The organism is Nonomuraea sp. NPDC047529 (genome assembly GCF_040642995.1).
Taxonomy (GTDB): domain Bacteria; phylum Actinomycetota; class Actinomycetes; order Streptosporangiales; family Streptosporangiaceae; genus Nonomuraea.
Map to the genome: position 1 here is coordinate 159,381 of NZ_JBEYTJ010000009.1, position 20,576 is coordinate 179,956.

Genomic DNA, 20,576 nt, shown 5'->3' on the forward strand with positions numbered 1-20,576 from the left:
GGCCCCCGCCGCGCTGCTCACCCGCCCGTGAGCCCGCCCCGGCTACCAGCGGCGGGCGTGGGCCATGGAGCTGAGCAGGGCGGCGCGTTCCGTCTCGAACCGGCCCGGGTCCATGCCCTGGCGTTCGGCCCGCAGGTGCAGCACGGTCAGCTCGGTCGCGGCCTGCTGGTAGTCGCTCATCGCGCGGCCGAGCCCGGCCCCCCTGGCCCACTTGCGGGCCGCCTTGCGCGCCTTGAGCGTGCTGAGCATTGTGAGGTCGTCCGCCGTGACCAGGCCGGTGCTGCCGTACCCGGGCAGGTAGACGCCCATCTTCGAGACGAGCTGACGGCGTTCGACGACGGTGACCACGATGAGCAGGACCAGCGCAACCATGATCACCAGGTACGCCGTGCCCAGCCAGGCCAGCGACTGGGTGGAGGCGGCGCCGTTCCAGAGCCCGTGCAGCACGACCGCGCCCAGGTAGCCGAGCGGGATCGCGGCGAACCTGGCGGGCGTGCGGCGGGTGAGCGCGTAGGCGACGCCCAGGCCGATCATCGAGGTGTAGATGGGATGGCCGAGCGGGTCGATCAGCCCCCTGAGCACGAACAGCCGCACCGCGGCGCCGGTGCCGTCCTGGCCGAACGCGATCAGGTAGTAGCCGATGTTCTCCACGGCGGCGAAGCCGAGGCCCGCCATGGAGGCGTAGACGATGCCGTCGGTCAGGCCGTCGATCTCCTGTTTCCTGCGCAGGAGCAGCAGCAGCGCCGAGCCCTTCAGCGCCTCCTCTATCACCGGGGCCAGGAACACGGTGCCGACGTCGTTGACGAGCTGGGCGCCGTACCCGGCCCGCAGGAACAGCGCCTGCCCGGCCAGCGTCAGCCCGACGCCCAGCACGATCGCCAGGCCCGCGCCCCATGCGAAGGCGAAGGCGAGGTGCAGCTTCGGCTCGGGCTCCAGCCGGTCGAGCGAGAGCACGGCGGCCAGCAGCACCGGCAGCGGCGCCAGCCCCAGCACGGCCGACAGCCCGAACCCGACCGGCCCTCCCTTGCGCAGCATGAGACCGAGGACGATCAGCGCGAGGACGCCTGAGACCACCAGGCCGATCAGGAGCGCCTTGCTGGGTCTCCTGGCGAACTGCGGAGCTGTCATGGGGGGGCGCCTTTCTCCGACTCAGTGCACCTACTATGAGCGTTCCCGGCCGTCGCACACTTGACAGTCGCTTACATCACCGTGACTCGCGGTAATAGGGATCGGCGACGACGGATTCCCCGTCCACGTAGGAGTACACCTCGCGCCCGGCGATGAACACCCGCAGCGCCCGGCTCATCACGTCGAGGGGGTCGCCGGACCAGATCACCACGTCGCCGTCGAGGCCGGGCCGCAGCGAGCCCACCCGGTCGTCGAGGCCCATGATGCGGGCCGGGTTGACGGTGATCGAGCGCAGCGCGGTGTCCCGGTCGAGCCCCTCCTTGACCGCGAGGGTGGCCTGGTGGACGAGGAAGTGGATGGGCACCACCGGATGGTCGGTGGTGATCGCCAGCTCGACCCCGGCCCGCGCGAGGATGCCCGGGTTGCGCAGGGCGCGCTGCCGCAGCTCGACCTTCGACCGGCTGGTGAACAGCGGGCCGATGATGACCGGCACGTTCCGCTCGGCCAGCGTGTCGGCCAGCAGGTGGCCCTCGGTGCCGTGGTTGAGGATCAGCCGGTAGCCGAACTCGTCGGCCAGGCGCAGCGCGGTGGCGATGTCGTCGGCGCGGTGGGCGTGCTGGCACCACGGCAGCTCGCCGTCGAGCACCCGGGCCAGGATCTCCAGCGTGCCGTCGCGGTCGAACGGCTTGTCCTCGCGCTCGGCCGCGGCCTTCTTCGCCCTGTAGTCCTGCGCCTTCATGAGCGCGTCGCGGATCACCGCGGCCACGCCCTGACGGGTGGAGGGCAGCTTCTTCTGGTCGCCGTAGACGCGTTTGGGGTTCTCCCCCAGCGCGCTCTTCACGCTCACCGGCTGTCTGACCAGCATCTCATCGACGGACCTGCCCCAGCACTTGACCGCGACCGTCTGCCCGCCGATCGGGTTGCCGGACCCCGGCTTGATCACGGCCGTGGTGACGCCGCCGGACAGCGCGTCGGCGAAGCCCTGGTCGGCCGGGTTGATGGCGTCGAGGGCGCGCAGCCGGGCGCCGTTGGGGTCGGTCATCTCGTTGGTGTCGTTGCCGGCCCAGCCCTCGGCCTCCTCGTACACGCCGAGGTGGCCGTGCGCCTCGACGAAACCGGGCAGGACCCAGCCGCCGCCCGCGTCCACGACGGTGGCCGAGCCGGGGATCGGCACGTCCCGGCCCACCGTGACGATCTTCCCGTCGTCGACCAGGACGGTGCCGCCCCCGATCGGATCTCCGTCAACCGGTACGACATATCCGTTGATGATGGCGAGAGTCATAGCGGAAACCTACAGTCGCCATGCTTTCCTCCATGAAACTGGACCGATAACCGAGTTTCGGGCATGCTTGTCGAGATCTTGAGTCAAGGCCAACCGAAAGGGACGTACTAGTGCGTATGCCGTCAAAGGCAATCCTTCTCACGGCGGCGATCGGCCTCAGCGGCGTTGTCGCGGCTCCGGCGAACGCCACGGCCGCGAGCAGCCCGCAGAGCATCTGCGGCTCCGGCTTCGGGCTGATCTCCGACGGCACGAAGCCCGTCAAGACCCAGAGCGGCCAGCGCTACGGCACGGTCTACCTGCTCTACAACCGCGGGACCGGCGAGAACTGCGTCGTCACGATCAAGTCGAGCTTCATCGGCTCGAAGACGCAGATGAGCGCCAGGCTCACCGTCATGCCCAAGGCGCGCAAGGACGAGAAGCAGGACCCGATCGTGCGCATGGACGCCGGCAAGTTCGGGCAGTACGCCGGGCCGGTCAAATACTGGGCCAAGAGCGCCTGCGTGAAGTTCTGGGGCACGATCCAGGGGACCAACGGGCACATCGCGGGCGGTGGCCGTACCAGCTGGGGCAACTGCGGCTGAGCCCGTCGCGCGGGGGTAGGCGTACCGCCATGCTGACCGAACTGTACGGGCACTGGCTGCTCGAACTGTGGAACGGCGACCTCTCCCTCGCGCCCGACCTGGTCACCCGGGAATTCGTCGGCCACTGGCCCGGCATGGACGTGCACGGGCCCGAAGGGCTGGCCGAGGCGATCCGGCAGGGCCGCGAGCCGTTCGACGACGTCCGGGTCACGCTCGACGTGGGCCCGGCCGTCGACGGTGACCTGGTCGCCGCCCGGTGGACGTTCAGCGGCGCCTACCGGGGCGGCCTGCCCGGCGCGAGCGCCCCGCCGGGCACTCGGATCTCGTTCTCCGGGCACGACCTCCTGCGTGCGACGGACGGACGATTCTCCGAATATTGGGTGATCTCCGACGCACAGTCACTCTCCCGACAACTCGGGATAGGCTGACAGCTCCGCATCACGACGGGGGTCGAGGGATGTCACAGGAGGCAATGGGCGGTATGGGGGCGATGGGGGCACAGCCGCTGGAGCTGCCCGAGGAGGCTCTGTCGGCGCTGCTCGCCGGCCAGCGCTTCGGCGCGCTCGCCACCAACGGCTCAGGCGGCCCCCCGCAACTGTCCACCGTGGTCTACACCTGGGACCCCAGTCCCCGGGTGGTGCGGATCTCGACCGTCGCCGACCGGCTCACGGTACGCCGCCTGCACAAGGACGCCCGCTGCGCGCTCTACGTCGCCAGCGACGACTTCGGCTCCTACGCCGTCGCCGAGGGCGAGGCCGAGCTGTCCCCCGTGAGCGACCGGCCGGGTGACGAGGTGGGGCTGGAGCTGCTGGCCATGCAGCCGTCGTTCGGCGACGCCGGGGGCGAGCTGGCGTTCCTGCACCGCATGGTCGCCGACCGCCGGCTGGTGGTCAGAATCAGGGTCAGGCGGCTCTACGGGACCCTGCTGCCGACGCCCTCCTGACGGCTCGCCGCCGGTTGTAGGCCACCATCGCGACCACGAGCAGGATCAGCGCCAGGTCGATGGCGGCCGACCAGCGCATGGCCCGCGCGTGGTGGCCGCCCTCGGCGACCGCGAAGTAGACCGCCCCGATCACGGCGACGCCGCCCGCGCCGGCGAACTGCTGCGCCGTGCTGAGCACCCCCGACCCGATGCCGGCCTGGTGCGGCGCGACCTCCACCAGCGCGGCGCCGATGAGCCGGGGCAGGACCAGGCCGTTGCCCGAGCCCACGAGCACGAGCGCGACCATGATGGACGGCAGCCCGCGCCCGGCCCCCACCACCAGCAGCGCCAGCCCCAGGGCCGTGACCAGGCCGCCCACCATGACGACGACGAGCCCGTACCGGCTGACCAGGCGGGTGCCCAGCAGCGAGGTCACGGTGAACAGCACGCCCATCGGCGCGAACGCCAGCCCCGCCTGGAACGCGGTGAGCCCGAGCCCGTTCTGCAGCAGCAGCGTCAGCGTGAACATGAACGAGGCGAAGTACGCCATGAACGCGACGATCGCCGCCACGCCCGCCAGGTAGGAGTGGACCTTGAGCAGGCCGAGGTCGAGCACCGGCTGCCCGCCGCGGGCGGCCAGGGCCCGCTGCCACCACCAGGTCAGCGCGAACACCGGCGCGCTCGCCGCCATGGCGGCCCACGTCCAGGCGGGCCAGCCCAGGCTGTTGCCCAGGCCGAGCGGCACCAGCAACAGCGCCAGCCCGGCGGCGAGCCCGGCAGCGCCCGGCAGGTCGAACGCGACGGGCTCGCGCCGGTCGGCTTCAGGCAGCAGCCGGCGGGCCAGCGGCACGACGACCAGGCCGACCGGCAGGTTGATCAGGAAGATGACCCGCCAGCCGAGGCCGAGCACGTCGGCGGTGAGCAGCAGGCCGCCGAGCACCTGGCCGGCGATGGAGCCGAGGCCGCCGGCGGCGCCGTACCAGCCGATGGCGCGGCCGCGCCGCTCCGGCGGGTAGACGGCCGAGATCATGGCCAGCACCTGGGGCACCATGACGGCGCCCGCCAGGCCCTGGAGCAGGCGGGCGGCCACCAGCCAGGCCGCCCCTGGGGCCAGGCCGCACAACACCGAGGCGACGGTGAAACCGGCCACGCCGTGGACGAACAGGCGACGGTAGCCGTAGCGGTCGCCGAGCCGGCCGCCGGTGATCATGCCGGCCGCGTACGTGAAGGCGTACCCGGCGACGATCAGCTCCAGGGCCGCCGGACCGGCGTTCAGGTCGTGCTCGACGGCGGGCGCGGCCACGTTGACCACGAAGAAGTCGAACTGGGCCATGAACCACGCCGACAGCAGGACCGGCAGCACCCCTCTCATCTTGTCAGGCTAGATCAGACAGGCTCTTGCAAGTTCAGTGGGACGGGCTTACGATCCGCGTAATTGTTAGGAAACTTTCTTTAATGAAAGGTCCTTGACGTGCGCCGATTAGTCACCCCCCTGATCGCTGTTCTCGTGATCATCGGCATGTGCACCCTTCCCGCACAGGCCGCGAGCCGCCTCATCGCCACGTTCTCCCTCTCCGGGAACACGGGCACCTTCCTGGTGAGCAACCCGGGCACGACCGCCGTCAGCGGCTGGTCGATCGTCTTCGAGCTGCCGTCCGGGGTCACCGCGAGCAACCCCCAGAACGCCACCATCCGCCAGAACGGCACCAAGGTGACGCTCACCCCCGCTTTCTACATCAACACCGTGCAGGCGGGGAAGAACACCGAGCCCTACAGCCCCAAGGTCACGCTGAGCTCGGCCGTCCAGCCGACGAGCTGCCTGATCAACGGCGCCAACTGCGACGGCACCGGCGGTGACCCGCCCGCCAAGCCCCCGGTCAGCGCCACGTACGACGTCAGCGGCACCTCCGCCAAGTTCATCGTCGCCAACAACAGCACGACGGCGCTGACCGGCTGGTCGATCGTCTTCGACCTGCCCGCCGGCGTCACCGCGAGCAACGCCCAGAACGGCTCGCTCACCCAGAGCGGGCGGACGGTCACGCTGACCCCCGTCCACTACAACACCACCGTGAACGCGGGGGCGACCACCGAGCCCTACAGCCCGAGCTTCACCGTGAGCTCCGCCAACGCCGAGCCGACGAGCTGCCGGATCAACGACGTCAACTGCGACGGCACCCCCGACGTGCCGCCCGGCGCCCCCGGGAACCTGCGCTCGCCGGTCAAGACCACCAAGACCGTCTCGCTCGCCTGGGACGCCGCCACCCAGGGCAGCCTCCCCATCGTCGGGTACGAGATCTACAACGGCCCGGCCCTGGCCGCCTCGGTCACCGAGACCTCCGGCACCGTCTCCGGCCTGACGCCGAACACCGAGTACACCTTCACCGTCAAGGCCAAGGACCGCAAGGGCACGCTGTCGGCCGCCTCCGCGCCGCTGAAGGTGACCACCCGCAACCCGGCCGACGACTCGCAGGCGCCGTCGGTGCCGTCGGGCCTGCGCAGCACGGCCAAGTCGTCCAGCAGCGTCTCGCTGGCGTGGACGGCCTCCACCGACAACACCGGCGTCGCCAACTACGACGTCTTCGTCGGCTCGACCCTGGCCACGACCGTCGCGGGCACCACGGCGGTCGTCTCCGGCCTGTCCCCCTCGACCGAGTACACCTTCACGGTCAAGGCCCGCGACCTGTACGACAACCTCTCGGCCGCCTCCACCCCGGTGAAGGTGACGACGTCGGACATCGTCGAGACCGGGTACGCCCGCGTCGGCTACTTCGTGCAGTGGGGCATCTACGGCCGTCAGTACTTCGTCCGCAACCTCGACACCACCGGGAACGCGGCGAAGCTGACCCACATCAACTACGCCTTCGCCAACATCGACTCCAAGAACCTGACCTGCCTGCAGGGCGTCACCAAGGGCACCACGTCCGACCCGCAGGACCCGAACCAGGGCGACGGCGCCGGTGACGCCGAGGCCGACTACGGCAGGCCGTTCAGCTCCGCCCAGTCGGTCGACGGCGTCGCCGACACCGGCTGGGAGAAGCTCCAGGGCAACTTCAACCAGCTCAAGAAGCTCAAGGCGAAGTACCCGAACCTCAAGGTGCTGATCTCGCTCGGCGGCTGGACGTACTCCAAGTACTTCTCCGACGTGGCGGCGACCGACGCCTCGCGCAAGAAGTTCGTGTCCTCCTGCATCGACACCTACATCAAGGGCAACCTGCCCGACTACAACGGCAAGGGCGGGCCGGGCACGGCCGCCGGCATCTTCGACGGCATCGACCTCGACTGGGAGTGGCCGGGCGCCGAAGGACACGCGGGCAACCACGTGGGCGCCAACGACAAGGCCAACAACACGCTGCTCATCGCCGAGTTCCGCCGCCAGCTCGACGCGCTGACGACGACGACCGGCAAGCGGTACCAGCTCACGGCGTTCACCCCGGCCGACCCGGCCAAGATCGCCGCCGGCTGGGACCTGCCCGAGGTGGCCAAGTCGCTGGACATCTTCAACATCCAGGGCTACGACTTCCACGGCGCGGGCAGCGACAACTCCTGGGAGCCGAACCGCACCGGCCACCAGGGCAACCTGTACCTCGACGCGGACAGCCCGTACAACCCGGACTTCAGCGTGGAGAAGGCCGTCGACGTCTACCTCCAGGCCGGCGTCAACCCGCGCAAGCTCACCATCGGCCTGGCCTACTACGGCCGCGGCTGGCAGCAGGTGACCGACGGCGGCAAGGCCGGCGAGTGGCAGGACGCGCACGGCGCGGCTCCCGGCCAGTTCCAGGAGGAGGCGGGCACCCGCGGCTACAGCAACCTGCTCGCCATGGTGCCCGGCTGCACGGTCCGCCACGACGAGGTGGCCGTCGCCACCTACTGCTACACCGGCAACAACGGTCAGTGGTGGTCGTTCGACGACGCCTGGTCGATCGGCAAGAAGACCGCCTGGCTCAAGAGCAAGGGGCTGCTGGGCGCGATGATCTGGGAGATGTCGGGTGACACCGGCGTCCTCACCACCGCGCTGGACGGTGGCCTCAGGTAACACCTGCACACCGGAGGGGCGGGCCGCCACGGGCGACCCGCCCCTCACGCGTGTCCCAGAAGCCTTGCCGCCCGCGGTGTCAAAGTCTCATCCGGCGGGCACCACTCCGTTACCGAGCCCTCAACTCACGGTCATCCGGCCTTGTCATGGTCGGGTTTGTCGGTCCCCTCCCCCAACCGAGGAGATCCATGTTCCGGCGACTCGCCCTGTCCCTGCCCCTCGTCCTCCTGGCCCTGGCCTCACCACCCGCCGCCGCGGTCGGCACTGCGGTCGGCACTGCGGTCGGCACTGTGGTCGGCACTGTGGTCGGCACTGTGGTCGACGTCGCCCATCGGGGCGCGTCGGCGTACGCGCCGGAGAACACCGTCGCCGCCTTCCAGCTCGCCGCCCGCCAGGGGGCCGCCATGTTCGAGCTGGACGTCCAGGAGACCAAGGACCACGAGCTGGTCCTGATGCACGACACCACCCTCGCCCGGACCACCGACGTCGAGCACGTCCTGCCCGAGCTGGCCCCCTGGCGGGTGCGCGACCTCACGCTCGCGCAGATCCGCACGCTGGACGCGGGCTCCTGGTTCGACCGGGAGTACACCGGCGAACGGGTCCCGACCCTCCAGGAGGCGCTGCGCGCGATGGCCGGTTCCCGCGTCGGCCTGCTGATGGAGGTCAAGGAGCCCCGGCTCTACCCGGGCATCGAGGAACGCATCGTCCGCGCGCTGCGCGCCGATCCCGTCTGGCTCATGCCGGGACGGCTGGTGGCGCAGTCGTTCGACTGGGACTCGATGCGCGCCTTCCACCGGCTGCTGCCCGAGGTGCCGATCGGGCTGCTCGGCACGCCGGACGCCGACACGCTGTCCGGCCTGTCCAGGTTCGCGACATACGTCAACCCGCCGTACGCCGGGATCACCCCTTCGTACGTGCGGCTCGTCCACGACCACGGCATGAAGGTCTTCGCCTGGACGGTCGACAGCCCCGACGTCATGCGCCGCCTGCTGACGTACCAGGTGGACGGCATCATCACCGACCGGCCCGACGTCCTGCGCGACGTGCTGACCGAGACCTGACCCCGCGAGCGCCGGTGAGGGGGACCCGTTCCCGGATCCCCCTCAGCTCAGCTCAGCAACTCGGATCAGCTGCAACCGCTGGTCGAGCCGCAGCCCTCGCAGACGTAGCAGCTTCCGGCGGGCCGCATCTTGGTGCCGCAGGTCATGCAGAGCGGCGCGTCGGCGGTGAACCGCTGGTGGCTCTCCAGCGTCAGCTCCTTGACCGGCTCCGGCTTCGGCTTCTCCTCGATCGGCGCCGACTGGGCCAGCGCCTCGCGGTCGACCGCCTCCTGCAGCGCCGCCGGGTCCTCGCCGCGCTGCTGCGCGGCGCGCTCGGCCGCCGAGAAGATGCCGAGGGCCGCCCGCTCGTCGTAGGGCAGGTGGTCGAGGGCCAGACGACGGAAGATGTAGTCCATCACCGACGTGGCCATCCGGATGTCCGGGTCGTCCGTCATGCCCGCCGGCTCGAACCGCATGTTGACGAACTTGCTCATGTACGTCTCCAGCGGCACCCCGTACTGGAGGCCGATGGAGATCGCCACCGAGAAGGCGTCCATGACGCCCGCCAGCGTCGAGCCCTGCTTGGACATCTTGAGGAAGACCTCGCCGAGCCCGTCGTCAGGGTAGGACGAAGCGGTCATGTAGCCCTTGGCCCCGCCCACGGTGAAACGGGTGGTCATGCTGGGACGCTGGTTGGGCATGCGCCGCCGGGTCGGCCGGTTGACCTCGATGACCTTGACCTCGGGCTCGGCCTCGACGGCCTTCGGCTCGTCCTTCTTGGCGCCGTTGCCGGCCGACAGCGGCTGGCCGACCTTGCAGTTGTCGCGGTAGACGGCCAGCGCCTTCAGACCGAGCTTCCAGCCCTCCAGGTAGACCTGCTCGATGTCGTCGATCGAGGCCGACTCCGGCAGGTTGACCGTCTTGGAGATCGCGCCGGACAGGAACGGCTGGGTCGCCGCCATCATCCGCACGTGGCCCATCGGCGCGATGGCCCGCTCGCCCATCGCGCAGTCGAACACCTCGTAGTGCTCCTTGCGCAGGCCGGGGGCGTCGACGACGTGGCTGTGCTCGCCGATGTACTCGACGATGGCCTCGATCTGCTCCTGCTGGTAGCCGAGCTGCTTGAGCGCCCGCGGGATCGTCTGGTTGACGATCTGCATCGAGCCGCCGCCGACCAGCTTCTTGAACTTGACCAGCGCGAGGTCGGGCTCGATGCCGGTGGTGTCGCAGTCCATCATCAGGCCGATGGTGCCGGTGGGGGCGAGCAGGCTGGCCTGGGCGTTGCGGTAGCCGTTCTTCTCGCCGACCTTCAGGCACTCCGACCACTGGCGCGACGCCTCGGCGTGGATCTTCGCGTCCATGGTGCCGACCGTGCGCAGGTTGTCGTTGGCCGCGGCGTGCTTGCGCATGACCCGCTTGTGCGGCTCGGCGTTGCGGGCATAACCGTCGTACGCCCCCACCACGCCGGCCAGCTCGGCGCTGCGCCGGTAGGACACACCGGTCATCAGCGACGTGATCGCCCCGGCCACCGCGCGGCCGCCGTCGGAGTCGTAGGCGTGGCCCGTGGCCATGAGCAGCGCGCCCAGGTTGGCGTAGCCGATGCCGAGCTGACGGTAGGCCCGCGTGGTCTCGCCGATCCGCTCGGTCGGGAAGTCGGCGAAGGTGATCGAGATGTCCATCGCGGTGATGATCAGCTCGGTCAGCTTGACGAAGTCGGCGACGTTGAAGGTGTTGTCGTCCTTCAGGAACTTCAGCAGGTTGATGCTGGCCAGGTTGCACGAGGAGTTGTCCAGGTGCACGTACTCGGAGCACGGGTTGCTGGCGGTGATCCGGCCGGTCTCCGGCGTGGTGTGCCAGTCGTTGATCGTGTCGTCGTACTGCACACCCGGGTCGGCGCACTCCCAGGCGGCCTTGGCCATCTTGCGGAACAGGTCCTTGGCGTCGACCTTTTCGATGACCTCGCCGGTCAGGCGGGCGCGCAGGCCGAACTCGTCGCCCTTCTCCACCGCCTTCATGAACTCGTCGGAGACGCGCACCGAGTTGTTGGCGTTCTGGTACTGGACGGAGACGATGTCCTTGCCGCCCAGGTCCATGTCGAAACCGGCGTCACGCAGGGCGCGAACCTTGTCCTCTTCGCGCGCCTTGGTCTCGATGAACTCCTCGATGTCGGGGTGGTCGACGTCGAGCACGACCATCTTGGCCGCCCGGCGCGTCGCGCCGCCCGACTTGATCGTGCCCGCGGAGGCGTCCGCGCCGCGCATGAAGCTGACCGGGCCGCTGGCCGTGCCGCCGCTGGAGAGCAGTTCCTTGGACGAACGGATGCGGGACAGGTTGACCCCCGACCCCGAACCGCCCTTGAAGATCACGCCCTCTTCCTTGTACCACTCCAGGATCGACTCCATCTGGTCGTCCACGGAGAGGATGAAACACGCGCTGACCTGCTGCGGCGACGCGGTGCCCACGTTGAACCAGACCGGCGAGTTGAACGCGAAGACCTGGTGGACCAGCGCGTGCTTGAGCTCGTGGTCGAAGATCTCGGCGTCCTCGTCGCTGGCGAAGTAGCCGTGCTCGATGCCCGTCCTGGTGTAGACGCCGACGACCCGGTCGACGAGCTGCTTCAGGCTCCACTCGCGCTGCGGCGTGCCCACGGCGCCGCGGAAGTACTTGGTGGTCACGATGTTGGCCGCGTTCACCGACCAGGACTCGGGGAACTCGACGCCCCGCTGCTCGAAGTTGATCGAGCCGTCGCGCCAGTTCGTCATCACGACGTCACGGCGCTCCCACTGGACCTCGTCATACGGGTGCACGCCGGGCTTGGTGAAGATCCGCTTCATCCGCAACCCCTTACGCGGCCTCTTTCCCCCGCGCGCCACTGAACCGCTGGCCGTGTCCGTCATGACTCCCCCTTCTCCGCCTTCAACTGTGAGATCTCGGCTTCGAAGTCCGCCAGGCTCTCGAAACCGCGATAAACCGATGCGAATCGCAGGTAGGCCACCTCGTCCAGCTCCCGGAGCGGACCGAGGATCGCCAGGCCCACCTCGTTCGACGGCAGCTCGGCCGCGCCCTTGGCCCGGATGGCCTCCTCGACGCGCTGCCCGAGCTGCGCCAGCGAGTCCTCACTGACCGGCCTGCCCTGACAGGCCCGCCGCACGCCCGCGACGACCTTGTCCCGCGAGAACGGCTCCGTCACCCCGCTGCGTTTGCTCACCATCAGCAGGACGGTCTCCTGCGTGGTGAACCTGCGCCCGCACTCGGGACAGGTACGGCGGCGCCGGATGGCCGCGCCGTCGTCCGTGGACCGGCTGTCGATGACCCTGGTGTCAGGGTGGCGACAGAACGGACAGTGCACGGCTTCGCCTCCTTGACCTGCACGGCACACCACACGCGTAAAACCCTCGCCGCGGTACGCTCGCGCACGCCCCACGGCTCGCCATGGTGCGGTCACGGAAACACAAGGTGTGGTGAACCGACATCGGTGTAACTACTAGATGTTGTGGTCCAACCGTAGAAGCGCGCGACCATGAACGCAAGTTGAGCGGCACCGTGGAGCCGAAGTCGCTGATCAGCCCCTCAGTCACACAGGCCCCGGGCGTGTCGCCCCGGCCAGGCCCCCGCGCGCCCGCGCCGGCCGCCCTCCGTCACCCGACGACGACCAGCCCAAACAGGCCCCACAAAGGTACCGGAGCCCACACCCTCCCCCCACCTCCCACGGCTCCTGAAAGACCCTCCCCCCTACCCCCGAAATCCCCACAAGAACCTCCGCACCCGCCACCACCACAGATCAGCCCTGCTCCCACGCACACCCACCGGAACCGGCCCCTTGACGCGACAGGACCGCCCCGCCCAGAGGCGGCAGGCGAGACCGGCCCCGCCCCCAGCGGTCAGCCGTCAACGGTCGGCTGGTGGGTGGTCGGCGGCGCGGAGGGACGTGCAGCCTGGCGCCGGGACGGAGCGCCGGGCAACCCGTCAAGGCGCCCCCGGCCCACCGCCGGTCACCGCGCGTCCGCGATCCCCCACACTCCGGCCCCCAGAACGGCTTCCACCGACGACACCCCCGCACGGCCAGGCACCACGGCACCCGCGGCCGCATGCCCAGCCGCCCGCGTCCCCAGCCAGAACCCGCCCAAGGACAGCAACACCATGCCCACCACGAGCACGATCCGCCCCCGCCGGGTCAGCCGCACCGGAGGAGCGGGAGCCTTGCCCCCTCCACTCCGCACGATCACTCCGACGCCGCGCCCCGGCCGCCGCAACGCCCGACGACTCCACACACGCTCTCCGCCGTTACCGGCCCGAGCACTTCCGACCCCCACGACACGCCCCAGCACCTCACGCCCCCCGTGAACCTCTCCCCCACCGGAACTCCCGTCCCCTCGCGCCCCCCGACGCCCCGAACCCCCCGGCCCGGCCAGCACCTGCCCCCGCTCCACAGCCTCGCCCGAACGCCTTCTCCGCCGCCCGAACCGCTCCGCCATCTGTCCCGGGCCTCGCCTCTGCGTGTCGAGCCGACCGCCCGTCTCCTCCTGACGCCGCCCCTGCGTCTCCGTCTGCTCGGCCGCCCTGTCACCGGAGCGGCGCCTTCGAGCGTCGAGTCGGCTCACGGGCTCGCCCGGGCGGCGCCGTCCCCATGGGCGGTCGCCTCGGGGGTCCGGGCGTCGTTCCCGACGGCCGTCCGGCAGGTCCGCCGAGGTCCGTCCTGTCTGTCGTGCCGCCCGGCCTCGCGTCTCCGTCGCCTCCGCCTCGCCCTCCGGACGTCGTCGGTGTGCTTCGGGTGGCCGTCGGCGCTGTTTGCCGCGCGGAGCCTCCCCGGCCCCTCGCTTCTCGGCCACGTCCGCCCCTGGACGACGCCCCTCGCGCCCCCGCGCCAGACGCCCTGCCCGTCGGCCCGAACCCCGCTCGCGTTCGGCGGAGGCGGTCTCGGGCGGTCGGTCGCGGAGCTGGGTGACGTCCGTTCCGGCAGCGACGCCCCGGCCCGCGTGGCGGCGGCCGCTGAGCGTGGCGTCGGCGGGGCGGGGGTCCGCGCGGTCCCGCGCCCCCGCCCGGTCGGTGTCCGCGTCCGCGTCGGGGCGCGGCGAGGGGACCAGCCACAGACGGGGGCGGTCCGAGCCGCGCGCGGCGCCACCGGAGCCGCCGGCACGGCGCCGCCGGGTGTTCGAATCGGGCGCGGGCCGTTCTGCCCGGTTCTCGTGCCGGCCGGAGCCCGTACGCGGGTCGTCCCCCCGTCGGCCCCGACCCCGGGTGGCGTCGGCGATGAGAGTGAGCCGGTTGACGTCTTCGCTGGTCGTGTCGGTGCTCGGGATCGTTCGCACGATTGACCTCCCGCCGTCCGGCCCGAGGAAGCGGCCAAAATATGATCAGCAAATCGAACACGGTGTCGATCGAACTCCCGTACGATGTTGTACACCACGCTGGCAACAATTTCGAGGAAGACTCGAACAATTGTTTGAAGATGATCTTCAACAGCGATACGGTCGCTGTGTGCGACATCAAGACCACGGACCGGGAGGTTCGCCGGTGAGGCGGGCCGCCGCCAGGCGAGGAGGAAGAGCATGAGCGAGCGGGAAGACGCGAACGGGGTCACAGACCTCGCGGTGCGCCGACGCGACTCCCTGGGCCTGACGCCCAGGCAGCGCAAGATCCTCGAAGTGATCCGCGATTCGGTGCAGCAGCGCGGCTACCCGCCCTCGATGCGCGAGATCGGCGAGGCCGTGCAGCTGACGAGCACGTCCAGCGTGTCGCACCAGTTGACCGCCCTGCAGCGCAAGGGCTACCTGCGGCGCGACCCGCATCGGCCGCGCGCCCTGGAGGTGCGCCTGCCCGGCGAGCCCGTGCTGTGGGTCGACCCCGACGCGACCGACGACGAGGCGCCCGTGAGCCGGCCGACCGCCGCCTACGTGCCGCTCGTGGGCCGCATCGCCGCCGGTGGACCGATCCTGGCCGAGGAGAGCGTGGAGGACGTCTTCGCCCTTCCCAAGCAGCTCGTCGGCGAGGGCACGCTCTTCCTGCTCCAGGTCGCCGGTGACTCGATGATCGAGGCCGCCATCGCCGACGGCGACTGGGTGGTCGTCCGCCAGCAGCCGGTCGCCGAGAGCGGCGACATCGTGGCCGCCATGATCGAGGGCGAGGCCACGGTCAAGACGTTCAAGCGCAAGGACGGGCACGTGTGGCTGGTGCCTCACAACCCGAACTACGAGCCCATTCCCGGCGACGAGGCCAGCGTTCTGGGCAAGGTGGTGGCCGTCCTCCGCCGCCTCTAGCACTCCGTCGCCGACCGGCAGCCGCCCTCCTCCACGGGGGTCGCGGCCGCCGTCCGACTTCCATACGATCCGGCCTCCCTCGTACGGGGGCTGCGGTCGCTCGCGCCATCTGGCGATTCCTCGCAGGTCGCACGCACCTGACGCCGCCCTCCCCGGCGGGGCCCTTCACCCGGCCTCACCGGGGAGGGCGGCGCCGCGTGGCCCGCTCGCGCCCCTCCAGGCCCGGACAGCAGCAACACGGCCGGGCCCATCACGCATGCCGCGACAGGGCGCCCCAAAGGCGAAAGACGACCGGTAGCGCGCCCCCGCTCCAACGAGCCCCGCTTCCGCCGGCGCAGCCACAAACGCCCCCACAGCCCTGCCACGCCGCAAACTCCTAGAATGTGCCCGTGACCGACACGAACCCCCCAAAAGAGACGCATGCCCCCAAAGAGACCAACGTCTCCAAGGAGATGCTGGACCTCAAAAAGACGCATGACGGTCTCAAGTGGGCACTCCCCGCCCCCGGGGTCATCCCGGCCTGGATCGCCGACATGGACCTGTCCACCGCCCCCGAGGTGATCGAGGCCCTGACCCGCCGCGCCGCCGGCGACCTCGGCTACCCGACCTGGCTCGACCAGCCGCAGAGCGGTCCCCTGGCCGAGGCGTTCGCCGAGCGCATGGCCGCCCGTCACGGCTGGGCCGCCGACCCCTCGTACGTCCACACGTTCAGCGACATCAACCAGGCCCTCCAGGTGCTGCTGCACCTCTGGACCAGGCCCGGTGACGGCGTCGCGCTGCACACCCCCGCCTACCACCCGTTCCTGACCACCCTCGACACCATGGAACGCCCGCTCGTCCCCATCCAGCTCGAACCGGACGGCGACGCGTGGCGGTTCGAGGTGCCCGACCTGTCCGGCTGCCGGGTGCTCCTGCTGGTCAACCCGCAGAACCCGACGGGCCGCGTGTTCACCCGCGCCGAGCTGGAAGGGCTGGCCGAGCACGTGGAACGTCACGACCTGCTGGTCCTGGCCGACGAGATCCACGCCGACCTCACGTACGAACCGCACCGGCACATCCCCTTCGCCACGATCCTCCCCGAGCGCACGGTCACCCTCACCTCGGCGACGAAGGCGTTCAACCTGGGCGGAATCCGCTGCTCGGTCGCCCACATCGGCCCCGCCGAGGTGCGCGCGGCCGTGGCGGCGCAGCCGCCGTTCCTGTTCGGGTCGGCGAACCTGCTCGGGGTGGAGGCCACGGTCGCGGCCTGGCGGCACGGGGACGCCTGGCTGGACAGGACCAGGGCGCTGCTCGACCGCAACCGCCGCCTGATCGCCGAGCGGCTGCCGGACCGGTTCGGGTACCGGGTCCCGCAGGCCACCTACCTGGCGTGGCTGCACACCGGACGGCCGGGCACGGCCGAGGTCATCGAGCGGGAGGCGAAGGTGCGGCTCAACGACGGCGCGGCGTTCGGGCCGGGCGGCGCGGACTACGTACGGCTGAACTTCGCGACGACGGAGGCGATGTTGTCGGAGATCCTCACCAGGCTGAGCTGAGGAACGACCCGGCCAGGCCGAGGGGCGGCCCGGACGGGCCGCCCCTCGGCGGGAGGATCAGCCCAGCGGCGGCAGATCGGGCGCGGTGGCGGCCGGGCGCTCCTCAAGGGCGGCGAGCGCCAGCTCGACCGCCTTCTCCAGCTGCGGGTCACGGCCCGCCACCCGGTCCTGCGGCGTGATCACGACCTCGACGTCGGGATCGACGCCGTGGTTCTCCACGCCCCAGCCCGGCCCCTCCAGCCAGAACGCGTACCGCGGCTGGGTCACCACGGTCCCGTCCACCAGGGAGTAGCGCGAGTCGATGCCGATGACGCCGCCCCAGGTCCGGGTGCCGACCAGCGGGCCGAGGGCGCGGTTCTTGATCCCGGCGCTGACGATGTCGCCGTCGGACCCGGCGAACTCGTCGGCGACGGCCACGATGGGCCCGCGGGGCGAGTCCTCGGGGTAGCGCATCGGCTCGTAGCCGCGGGCCCGCGCCCAGCCGGTGACCCTGCGCGACAGCTTCTCCAGCACGAGCTCCGACAGGTGCCCGCCGCTGTTCTCGCGCACGTCCACGACCAGCCCGTCGTAGGCCATCTCGGTACGCAGGTCGCGGTGGAACTGCGCCCACCCGGTGGCCACCATGTCCGGTACGTGCAGGTAACCGAGCCTGCCGCCGGACGCCTCGCGGACGAAGGCCCGCCGGTTCTCCACCCAGTCGTGGTAGCGGAGCTGGCTGTCGTCGGCGAGCGGGGTGACGACGACCCGGCGCGGCGAGCCGCCGGCGGCGGGCCGCACGGTCAGCTCCACGGGCTGGTCGGCGGTGCCGGACAGCAGCGCGAGCGGGCCGCGTACCGGATCGACCGGACGTCCGCCCACCGCCACGATCGCGTCACCGGGGCGGATCGCGACGCCGGGCGCGAGCAGCGGCGAGCGGGCCGCGTGGTCGGACGTCTCACCGGGCAGGATGCGCTCGACCCGCCACGTCCCGTCCTCGTCCTTGGCCAGGTCGGCGCCGAGCAGGCCCTGACGGCGGCGCGGGTCGGTGACGCCGTCGTGGCCCCTGGCGTAGGCGTGCGAGGTGCCCAGCTCGCCCTGCACCTCCCACAGCAGGTCGATCAGCTCGGAGTGGCTGCCGAGGCGGGAGACCAGCGGCTCGTACCGGTCGAGCGTGGCCTGCCAGTCGTGGCCGCCCATGTCCTCGCGCCAGAAGTGGTCGCGCATGAGCCGTCCGGCCTCGCGGTAGCCCTGGAGCCACTCGGCGACCGGGTCGATCTGGACGGTGATGCGGTCGAGGTCGATCGTGACGACCTCGTCGCCCTCGCCGGCCGCCCGCGTCTGCAGCCCGTTCTTGCCGTTGGTGACGAGCCTGGTGCCGTCGCCGCTGACCTCGAAGGCGCGCACCTCCTTGCCCAGCTCGGCCTTGGCGCGCTTCTTGAGGTCGTAGCGTTCGAGCACGGTCTCGCTCGTCGGCTCGGTGCCGTCGCCGAGCTGGCCCGTGACGGGGTGGCGGAGCCACAGCAGCGCGTCCTTGGCGGTCCTGAGGTTGCCGTAGCGGCCCGCCGGCACGGGGACGGGCACCACCCGCGAGGCCAGCCCCTCGGGGTCCACCTCGGTACGCGGCGGCGCGTCGTCCTTCTTGTCGTCCTTGGCCGGCTTGTCGTCCTCCCCGTTGAACCCGCGTCCCTGCAACGACGGGTCGAACGGCGACGGCGTGGTGGCCTGCAGCGGCACGATGTACGGCCGGCAGCCCGCCGGGAACGACAGGTCGAAGACGTGCGCGTCGTAGACCGGGTCGAACGTGCGCACCGACAGGAACGCCAGGTGCTTGCCGTCCTTGGTGAACATCGGGTCGTAGTCGGAGAAGCGCAGCGGCGTCACGTCGATCACGGACGTGCCGTCCACGCGGCCCATCTTGATCTGCGACAGCGGCTCGTGGTCGGGGTGCACCCAGGCCAGCCAGCCGGAGTCCGGCGAGAAGGTGAGCCCGCTGATGTCGCCCTGCGGGGTGCGGTCCAGCTCCCGCAGGTCGCCCGACTCCAGGTCCACGACCAGCAGCCGCCCGTCGTGGGTGGCCACGGCCGCGTGCTTGCCGTCGGGCGCGGCGGTCAGTTCGAGCACCCTGCCGAGCTGCCCGCCGGCCAGGGTCCTGATCTCGCCGCCCGGGGTGCCGACCTCCAGGCCGTCCTCGCCGCCGGCGTCCGAGACCCACACGGCCCGGCCGTCGGCGCCGAGGGCGCGCGGCAGGCGCACCCGCACGCCGGGTTCCACCCGGAGCGCGCCCGCGGGCCCGTCGCGGTGGGTCACCCAGTGCGCGGTGCCGCGGAGCTCGACCGCGCTGGCCCGCCCGGTCGCGTCCGGCGAGAAGCCCCCGACGCGCGTGGGCGCGGGCCGCCGCGCCCGTCCCGGCCGCGGGCCGCCGAGCTTCACGTCCAGTTTGTACGGCTCCGCGTCCAGGCTCTCCAGCAACCACAGGTCCCCGGCGTGGCTGTAGATCACCCGCCGGCCGTCGCTCGTGGCGTGGCGGGCGTAGAACTCGTCGTGGGTGGTGTGCCGGCGCACGTCGGAGCCGTCGGGGAGGGCCGAGTAGAGGTTCCCGACGCCGTCCACGTCGGACAGGTAGACGATCCGGTCGCCGACCCAGTTGATCGCCCAGTACTGGGCCGGGCTGTCGGCGAACAGCCTGGTGAACTCCCCGTCGCCCTCGGCGTCGACCCAGATCTTGGCCGCCGTGCCGCCCTTGTAGCGCTTCCACTGGGACGGCTCGCGCCAGACCGGCGACACCGTGGCCACCTTCGAGCCGCTGACGGCCGCCTCGCCGACCCATCCGTACGGCAGCCGCGCCGCCGGCCCCCCGTCGAGCGGGACGGCGTACGCCCAGAGCCGGGTGCGCGACGCCTCTCCGGTGGAGCTGATCGCGAGCACGGCGTCGTCGCCGGCCCATCCGCGGACGCCGGTCATCGCGTTGCCCCAGTGCGTCAGCCGCGTGCCCTCGGGGCCGTCGAGCTCGGCCGCGAACACCTCGGGGGCGCCCTCCTTGCCGCTGGTCCACGCGATGCGCGAGCCGTCGGGCGAGAACCGCGGGGAGGAGACCGGCACGCGGTCGGCGGTGAAGCGCCAGGCCCGGCCGCCGGCGACGGGGGCGAGCCAGACATCGTCGTCGGCGACGAAGGTGACCAGGTCACCGGACAGATGCGGGTATCTCAGGTATGCGCCATATGTCACAGCTAGACACTAATGCGAGACACCAAACCAGCTAAAGATTTTCTCTCACAGCAGCGCTCCACCGTACGCGAACAGCCAAGACCGTCCGATGCCCCGGATGTGCGAGGAACGGCAGGGAAGGAGCTGAACGCCACAAATCACACACTGTGAGGAATCATGAGATTCATCGCCCGCCCACACCAGCTCCCGCCCCGCCTGGCCGCCGCCGCCATCATCCTGAACTCCGGCTTCGGCAAGGCCGAGGCCGACGAGCAGACGGCGGCCGGCCTGCACGGCATGGCCTCGGGCACGTACCCGTTCCTGCGCGGTCTGGACCCGGTGGCCTTCACCAGGCTGCTGTCGAAGGGCGAGCTCGCCCTCGGGGCCGCGCTCGTCCTGCCGTTCGTGCCGTCGCTGCTGGCCGGCGCGGGGCTGACCGCGTTCGCGGCGGGCCTGCTCGGGCTCTACCTCAGGACGCCGGGCATGCGCGAGGAGGGCAGCCTGCGCCCGACCCAGCAGGGCATCGGCCTGTCCAAGGACCTCTGGCTGCTGGCCATCGGCCTGGGGCTGGTGATCGAGGAGCTCCGCAGTGACGATTGATCTCCGGACGCCCGA

General features: G+C 71.0%; 14 protein-coding genes. 8 read left to right on the forward strand and 6 right to left on the reverse strand.

The window, feature by feature from the left end:
• Window positions 1-42: 42 nt before the first annotated feature.
• Complete coding sequence (locus ABZ815_RS16900) at window positions 43-1,128, reverse strand: PrsW family intramembrane metalloprotease (RefSeq protein WP_357698633.1); 1,086 nt, start codon at window positions 1,126-1,128, stop codon at window positions 43-45.
• Window positions 1,129-1,204: 76 nt separating this feature from the next.
• Window positions 1,205-2,410 carry an amidohydrolase gene (locus ABZ815_RS16905; protein ID WP_357698635.1) on the reverse strand — a complete coding sequence of 402 codons (1,206 nt, stop codon included), beginning with the start codon at window positions 2,408-2,410 and terminating at the stop codon, window positions 1,205-1,207.
• A 116-nt stretch (window positions 2,411-2,526) separates the two neighbouring features.
• On the opposite strand from ABZ815_RS16905, the gene ABZ815_RS16910 reads away from it, so the two are divergent.
• The 3 genes from ABZ815_RS16910 (at window position 2,527) to ABZ815_RS16920 (ending at window position 3,934) form a co-directional block, all read left to right on the forward strand.
• Window positions 2,527-2,991: a hypothetical protein gene (locus ABZ815_RS16910; RefSeq protein WP_189650563.1), complete on the forward strand. Its 465-nt coding sequence runs from the start codon at window positions 2,527-2,529 to the stop codon at window positions 2,989-2,991.
• 29 nt (window positions 2,992-3,020) lie between these two features.
• On the forward strand, window positions 3,021-3,419 hold the full coding sequence (locus tag ABZ815_RS16915) for an ester cyclase (protein WP_357698638.1): 399 nt from the start codon (window positions 3,021-3,023) through the stop codon (window positions 3,417-3,419).
• A gap of 62 nt (window positions 3,420-3,481) precedes the next feature.
• Window positions 3,482-3,934, forward strand: coding sequence for a pyridoxamine 5'-phosphate oxidase family protein (locus ABZ815_RS16920; RefSeq protein ID WP_357698640.1), 453 nt, complete (start codon window positions 3,482-3,484; stop codon window positions 3,932-3,934).
• Here the strand turns inward: ABZ815_RS16920 and ABZ815_RS16925 are convergent.
• A complete protein-coding gene (locus tag ABZ815_RS16925; protein ID WP_357698642.1) occupies window positions 3,894-5,285 on the reverse strand; it encodes an MFS transporter in 1,392 nt (463 codons plus the stop codon). The genes ABZ815_RS16920 and ABZ815_RS16925 overlap by 41 nt on opposite strands.
• A gap of 99 nt (window positions 5,286-5,384) precedes the next feature.
• Between ABZ815_RS16925 and ABZ815_RS16930 the strand changes: the two genes are divergently transcribed.
• Both ABZ815_RS16930 and ABZ815_RS16935 read left to right on the forward strand, forming a co-directional pair.
• On the forward strand, window positions 5,385-7,946 hold the full coding sequence (locus ABZ815_RS16930) for a glycosyl hydrolase family 18 protein (RefSeq protein ID WP_357698645.1): 2,562 nt from the start codon (window positions 5,385-5,387) through the stop codon (window positions 7,944-7,946).
• Between the two features lie 188 nt (window positions 7,947-8,134).
• A complete protein-coding gene (locus tag ABZ815_RS16935) occupies window positions 8,135-9,007 on the forward strand; it encodes a glycerophosphodiester phosphodiesterase family protein (protein WP_357698648.1) in 873 nt (290 codons plus the stop codon).
• A gap of 65 nt (window positions 9,008-9,072) precedes the next feature.
• On the opposite strand, the gene ABZ815_RS16940 is transcribed toward ABZ815_RS16935, so the two are convergent.
• Both ABZ815_RS16940 and nrdR read right to left on the reverse strand, forming a co-directional pair.
• On the reverse strand, window positions 9,073-11,883 hold the full coding sequence (locus tag ABZ815_RS16940; RefSeq protein WP_357698650.1) for a vitamin B12-dependent ribonucleotide reductase: 2,811 nt from the start codon (window positions 11,881-11,883) through the stop codon (window positions 9,073-9,075).
• The gene (gene nrdR, locus ABZ815_RS16945) at window positions 11,880-12,335 is read right to left on the reverse strand and encodes a transcriptional regulator NrdR (protein ID WP_103955744.1); all 456 of its coding nucleotides are present in this window, start codon (window positions 12,333-12,335) and stop codon (window positions 11,880-11,882) included. Before nrdR ends, ABZ815_RS16940 begins: the two co-directional genes overlap by 4 nt.
• A 2,200-nt stretch (window positions 12,336-14,535) precedes the next feature.
• On the opposite strand from nrdR, the gene lexA reads away from it, so the two are divergent.
• Together lexA and ABZ815_RS16955 are read left to right on the forward strand one after the other, a co-directional pair.
• Window positions 14,536-15,243: a transcriptional repressor LexA gene (gene lexA, locus ABZ815_RS16950; protein ID WP_352325993.1), complete on the forward strand. Its 708-nt coding sequence runs from the start codon at window positions 14,536-14,538 to the stop codon at window positions 15,241-15,243.
• A 389-nt stretch (window positions 15,244-15,632) separates the two neighbouring features.
• Window positions 15,633-16,778 (forward strand): aminotransferase class I/II-fold pyridoxal phosphate-dependent enzyme, encoded by a 1,146-nt coding sequence (locus ABZ815_RS16955; protein ID WP_357698653.1) that lies wholly within the window; start codon window positions 15,633-15,635, stop codon window positions 16,776-16,778.
• A 57-nt stretch (window positions 16,779-16,835) separates the two neighbouring features.
• Here the strand turns inward: ABZ815_RS16955 and ABZ815_RS16960 are convergent, their stop codons facing one another.
• On the reverse strand, window positions 16,836-19,982 hold the full coding sequence (locus tag ABZ815_RS16960; protein ID WP_357698655.1) for a PDZ domain-containing protein: 3,147 nt from the start codon (window positions 19,980-19,982) through the stop codon (window positions 16,836-16,838).
• A gap of 156 nt (window positions 19,983-20,138) precedes the next feature.
• On the opposite strand from ABZ815_RS16960, the gene ABZ815_RS16965 reads away from it, so the two are divergent.
• On the forward strand, window positions 20,139-20,561 hold the full coding sequence (locus ABZ815_RS16965) for a hypothetical protein (protein WP_357698657.1): 423 nt from the start codon (window positions 20,139-20,141) through the stop codon (window positions 20,559-20,561).
• Window positions 20,562-20,576: the final 15 nt, after the last annotated feature.

What these genes read in the sequence shown, in the direction of transcription:
- ABZ815_RS16900 (WP_357698633.1), bottom strand. Translation starts at nt 1,128, where the DNA reads ATGACAGCTCCGCAGTTCGCCAGGAGACCCAGCAAGGCGCTCCTGATC.
- ABZ815_RS16905 (WP_357698635.1), bottom strand. Translation starts at nt 2,410, where the DNA reads ATGACTCTCGCCATCATCAACGGATATGTCGTACCGGTTGACGGAGAT.
- ABZ815_RS16910 (WP_189650563.1), top strand. Translation starts at nt 2,527, where the DNA reads ATGCCGTCAAAGGCAATCCTTCTCACGGCGGCGATCGGCCTCAGCGGC.
- ABZ815_RS16915 (WP_357698638.1), top strand. Translation starts at nt 3,021, where the DNA reads ATGCTGACCGAACTGTACGGGCACTGGCTGCTCGAACTGTGGAACGGC.
- ABZ815_RS16920 (WP_357698640.1), top strand. Translation starts at nt 3,482, where the DNA reads ATGGGGGCACAGCCGCTGGAGCTGCCCGAGGAGGCTCTGTCGGCGCTG.
- ABZ815_RS16925 (WP_357698642.1), bottom strand. Translation starts at nt 5,285, where the DNA reads ATGAGAGGGGTGCTGCCGGTCCTGCTGTCGGCGTGGTTCATGGCCCAG.
- ABZ815_RS16935 (WP_357698648.1), top strand. Translation starts at nt 8,135, where the DNA reads ATGTTCCGGCGACTCGCCCTGTCCCTGCCCCTCGTCCTCCTGGCCCTG.
- ABZ815_RS16940 (WP_357698650.1), bottom strand. Translation starts at nt 11,883, where the DNA reads ATGACGGACACGGCCAGCGGTTCAGTGGCGCGCGGGGGAAAGAGGCCG.
- lexA (WP_352325993.1), top strand. Translation starts at nt 14,536, where the DNA reads ATGAGCGAGCGGGAAGACGCGAACGGGGTCACAGACCTCGCGGTGCGC.
- ABZ815_RS16965 (WP_357698657.1), top strand. Translation starts at nt 20,139, where the DNA reads ATGAGATTCATCGCCCGCCCACACCAGCTCCCGCCCCGCCTGGCCGCC.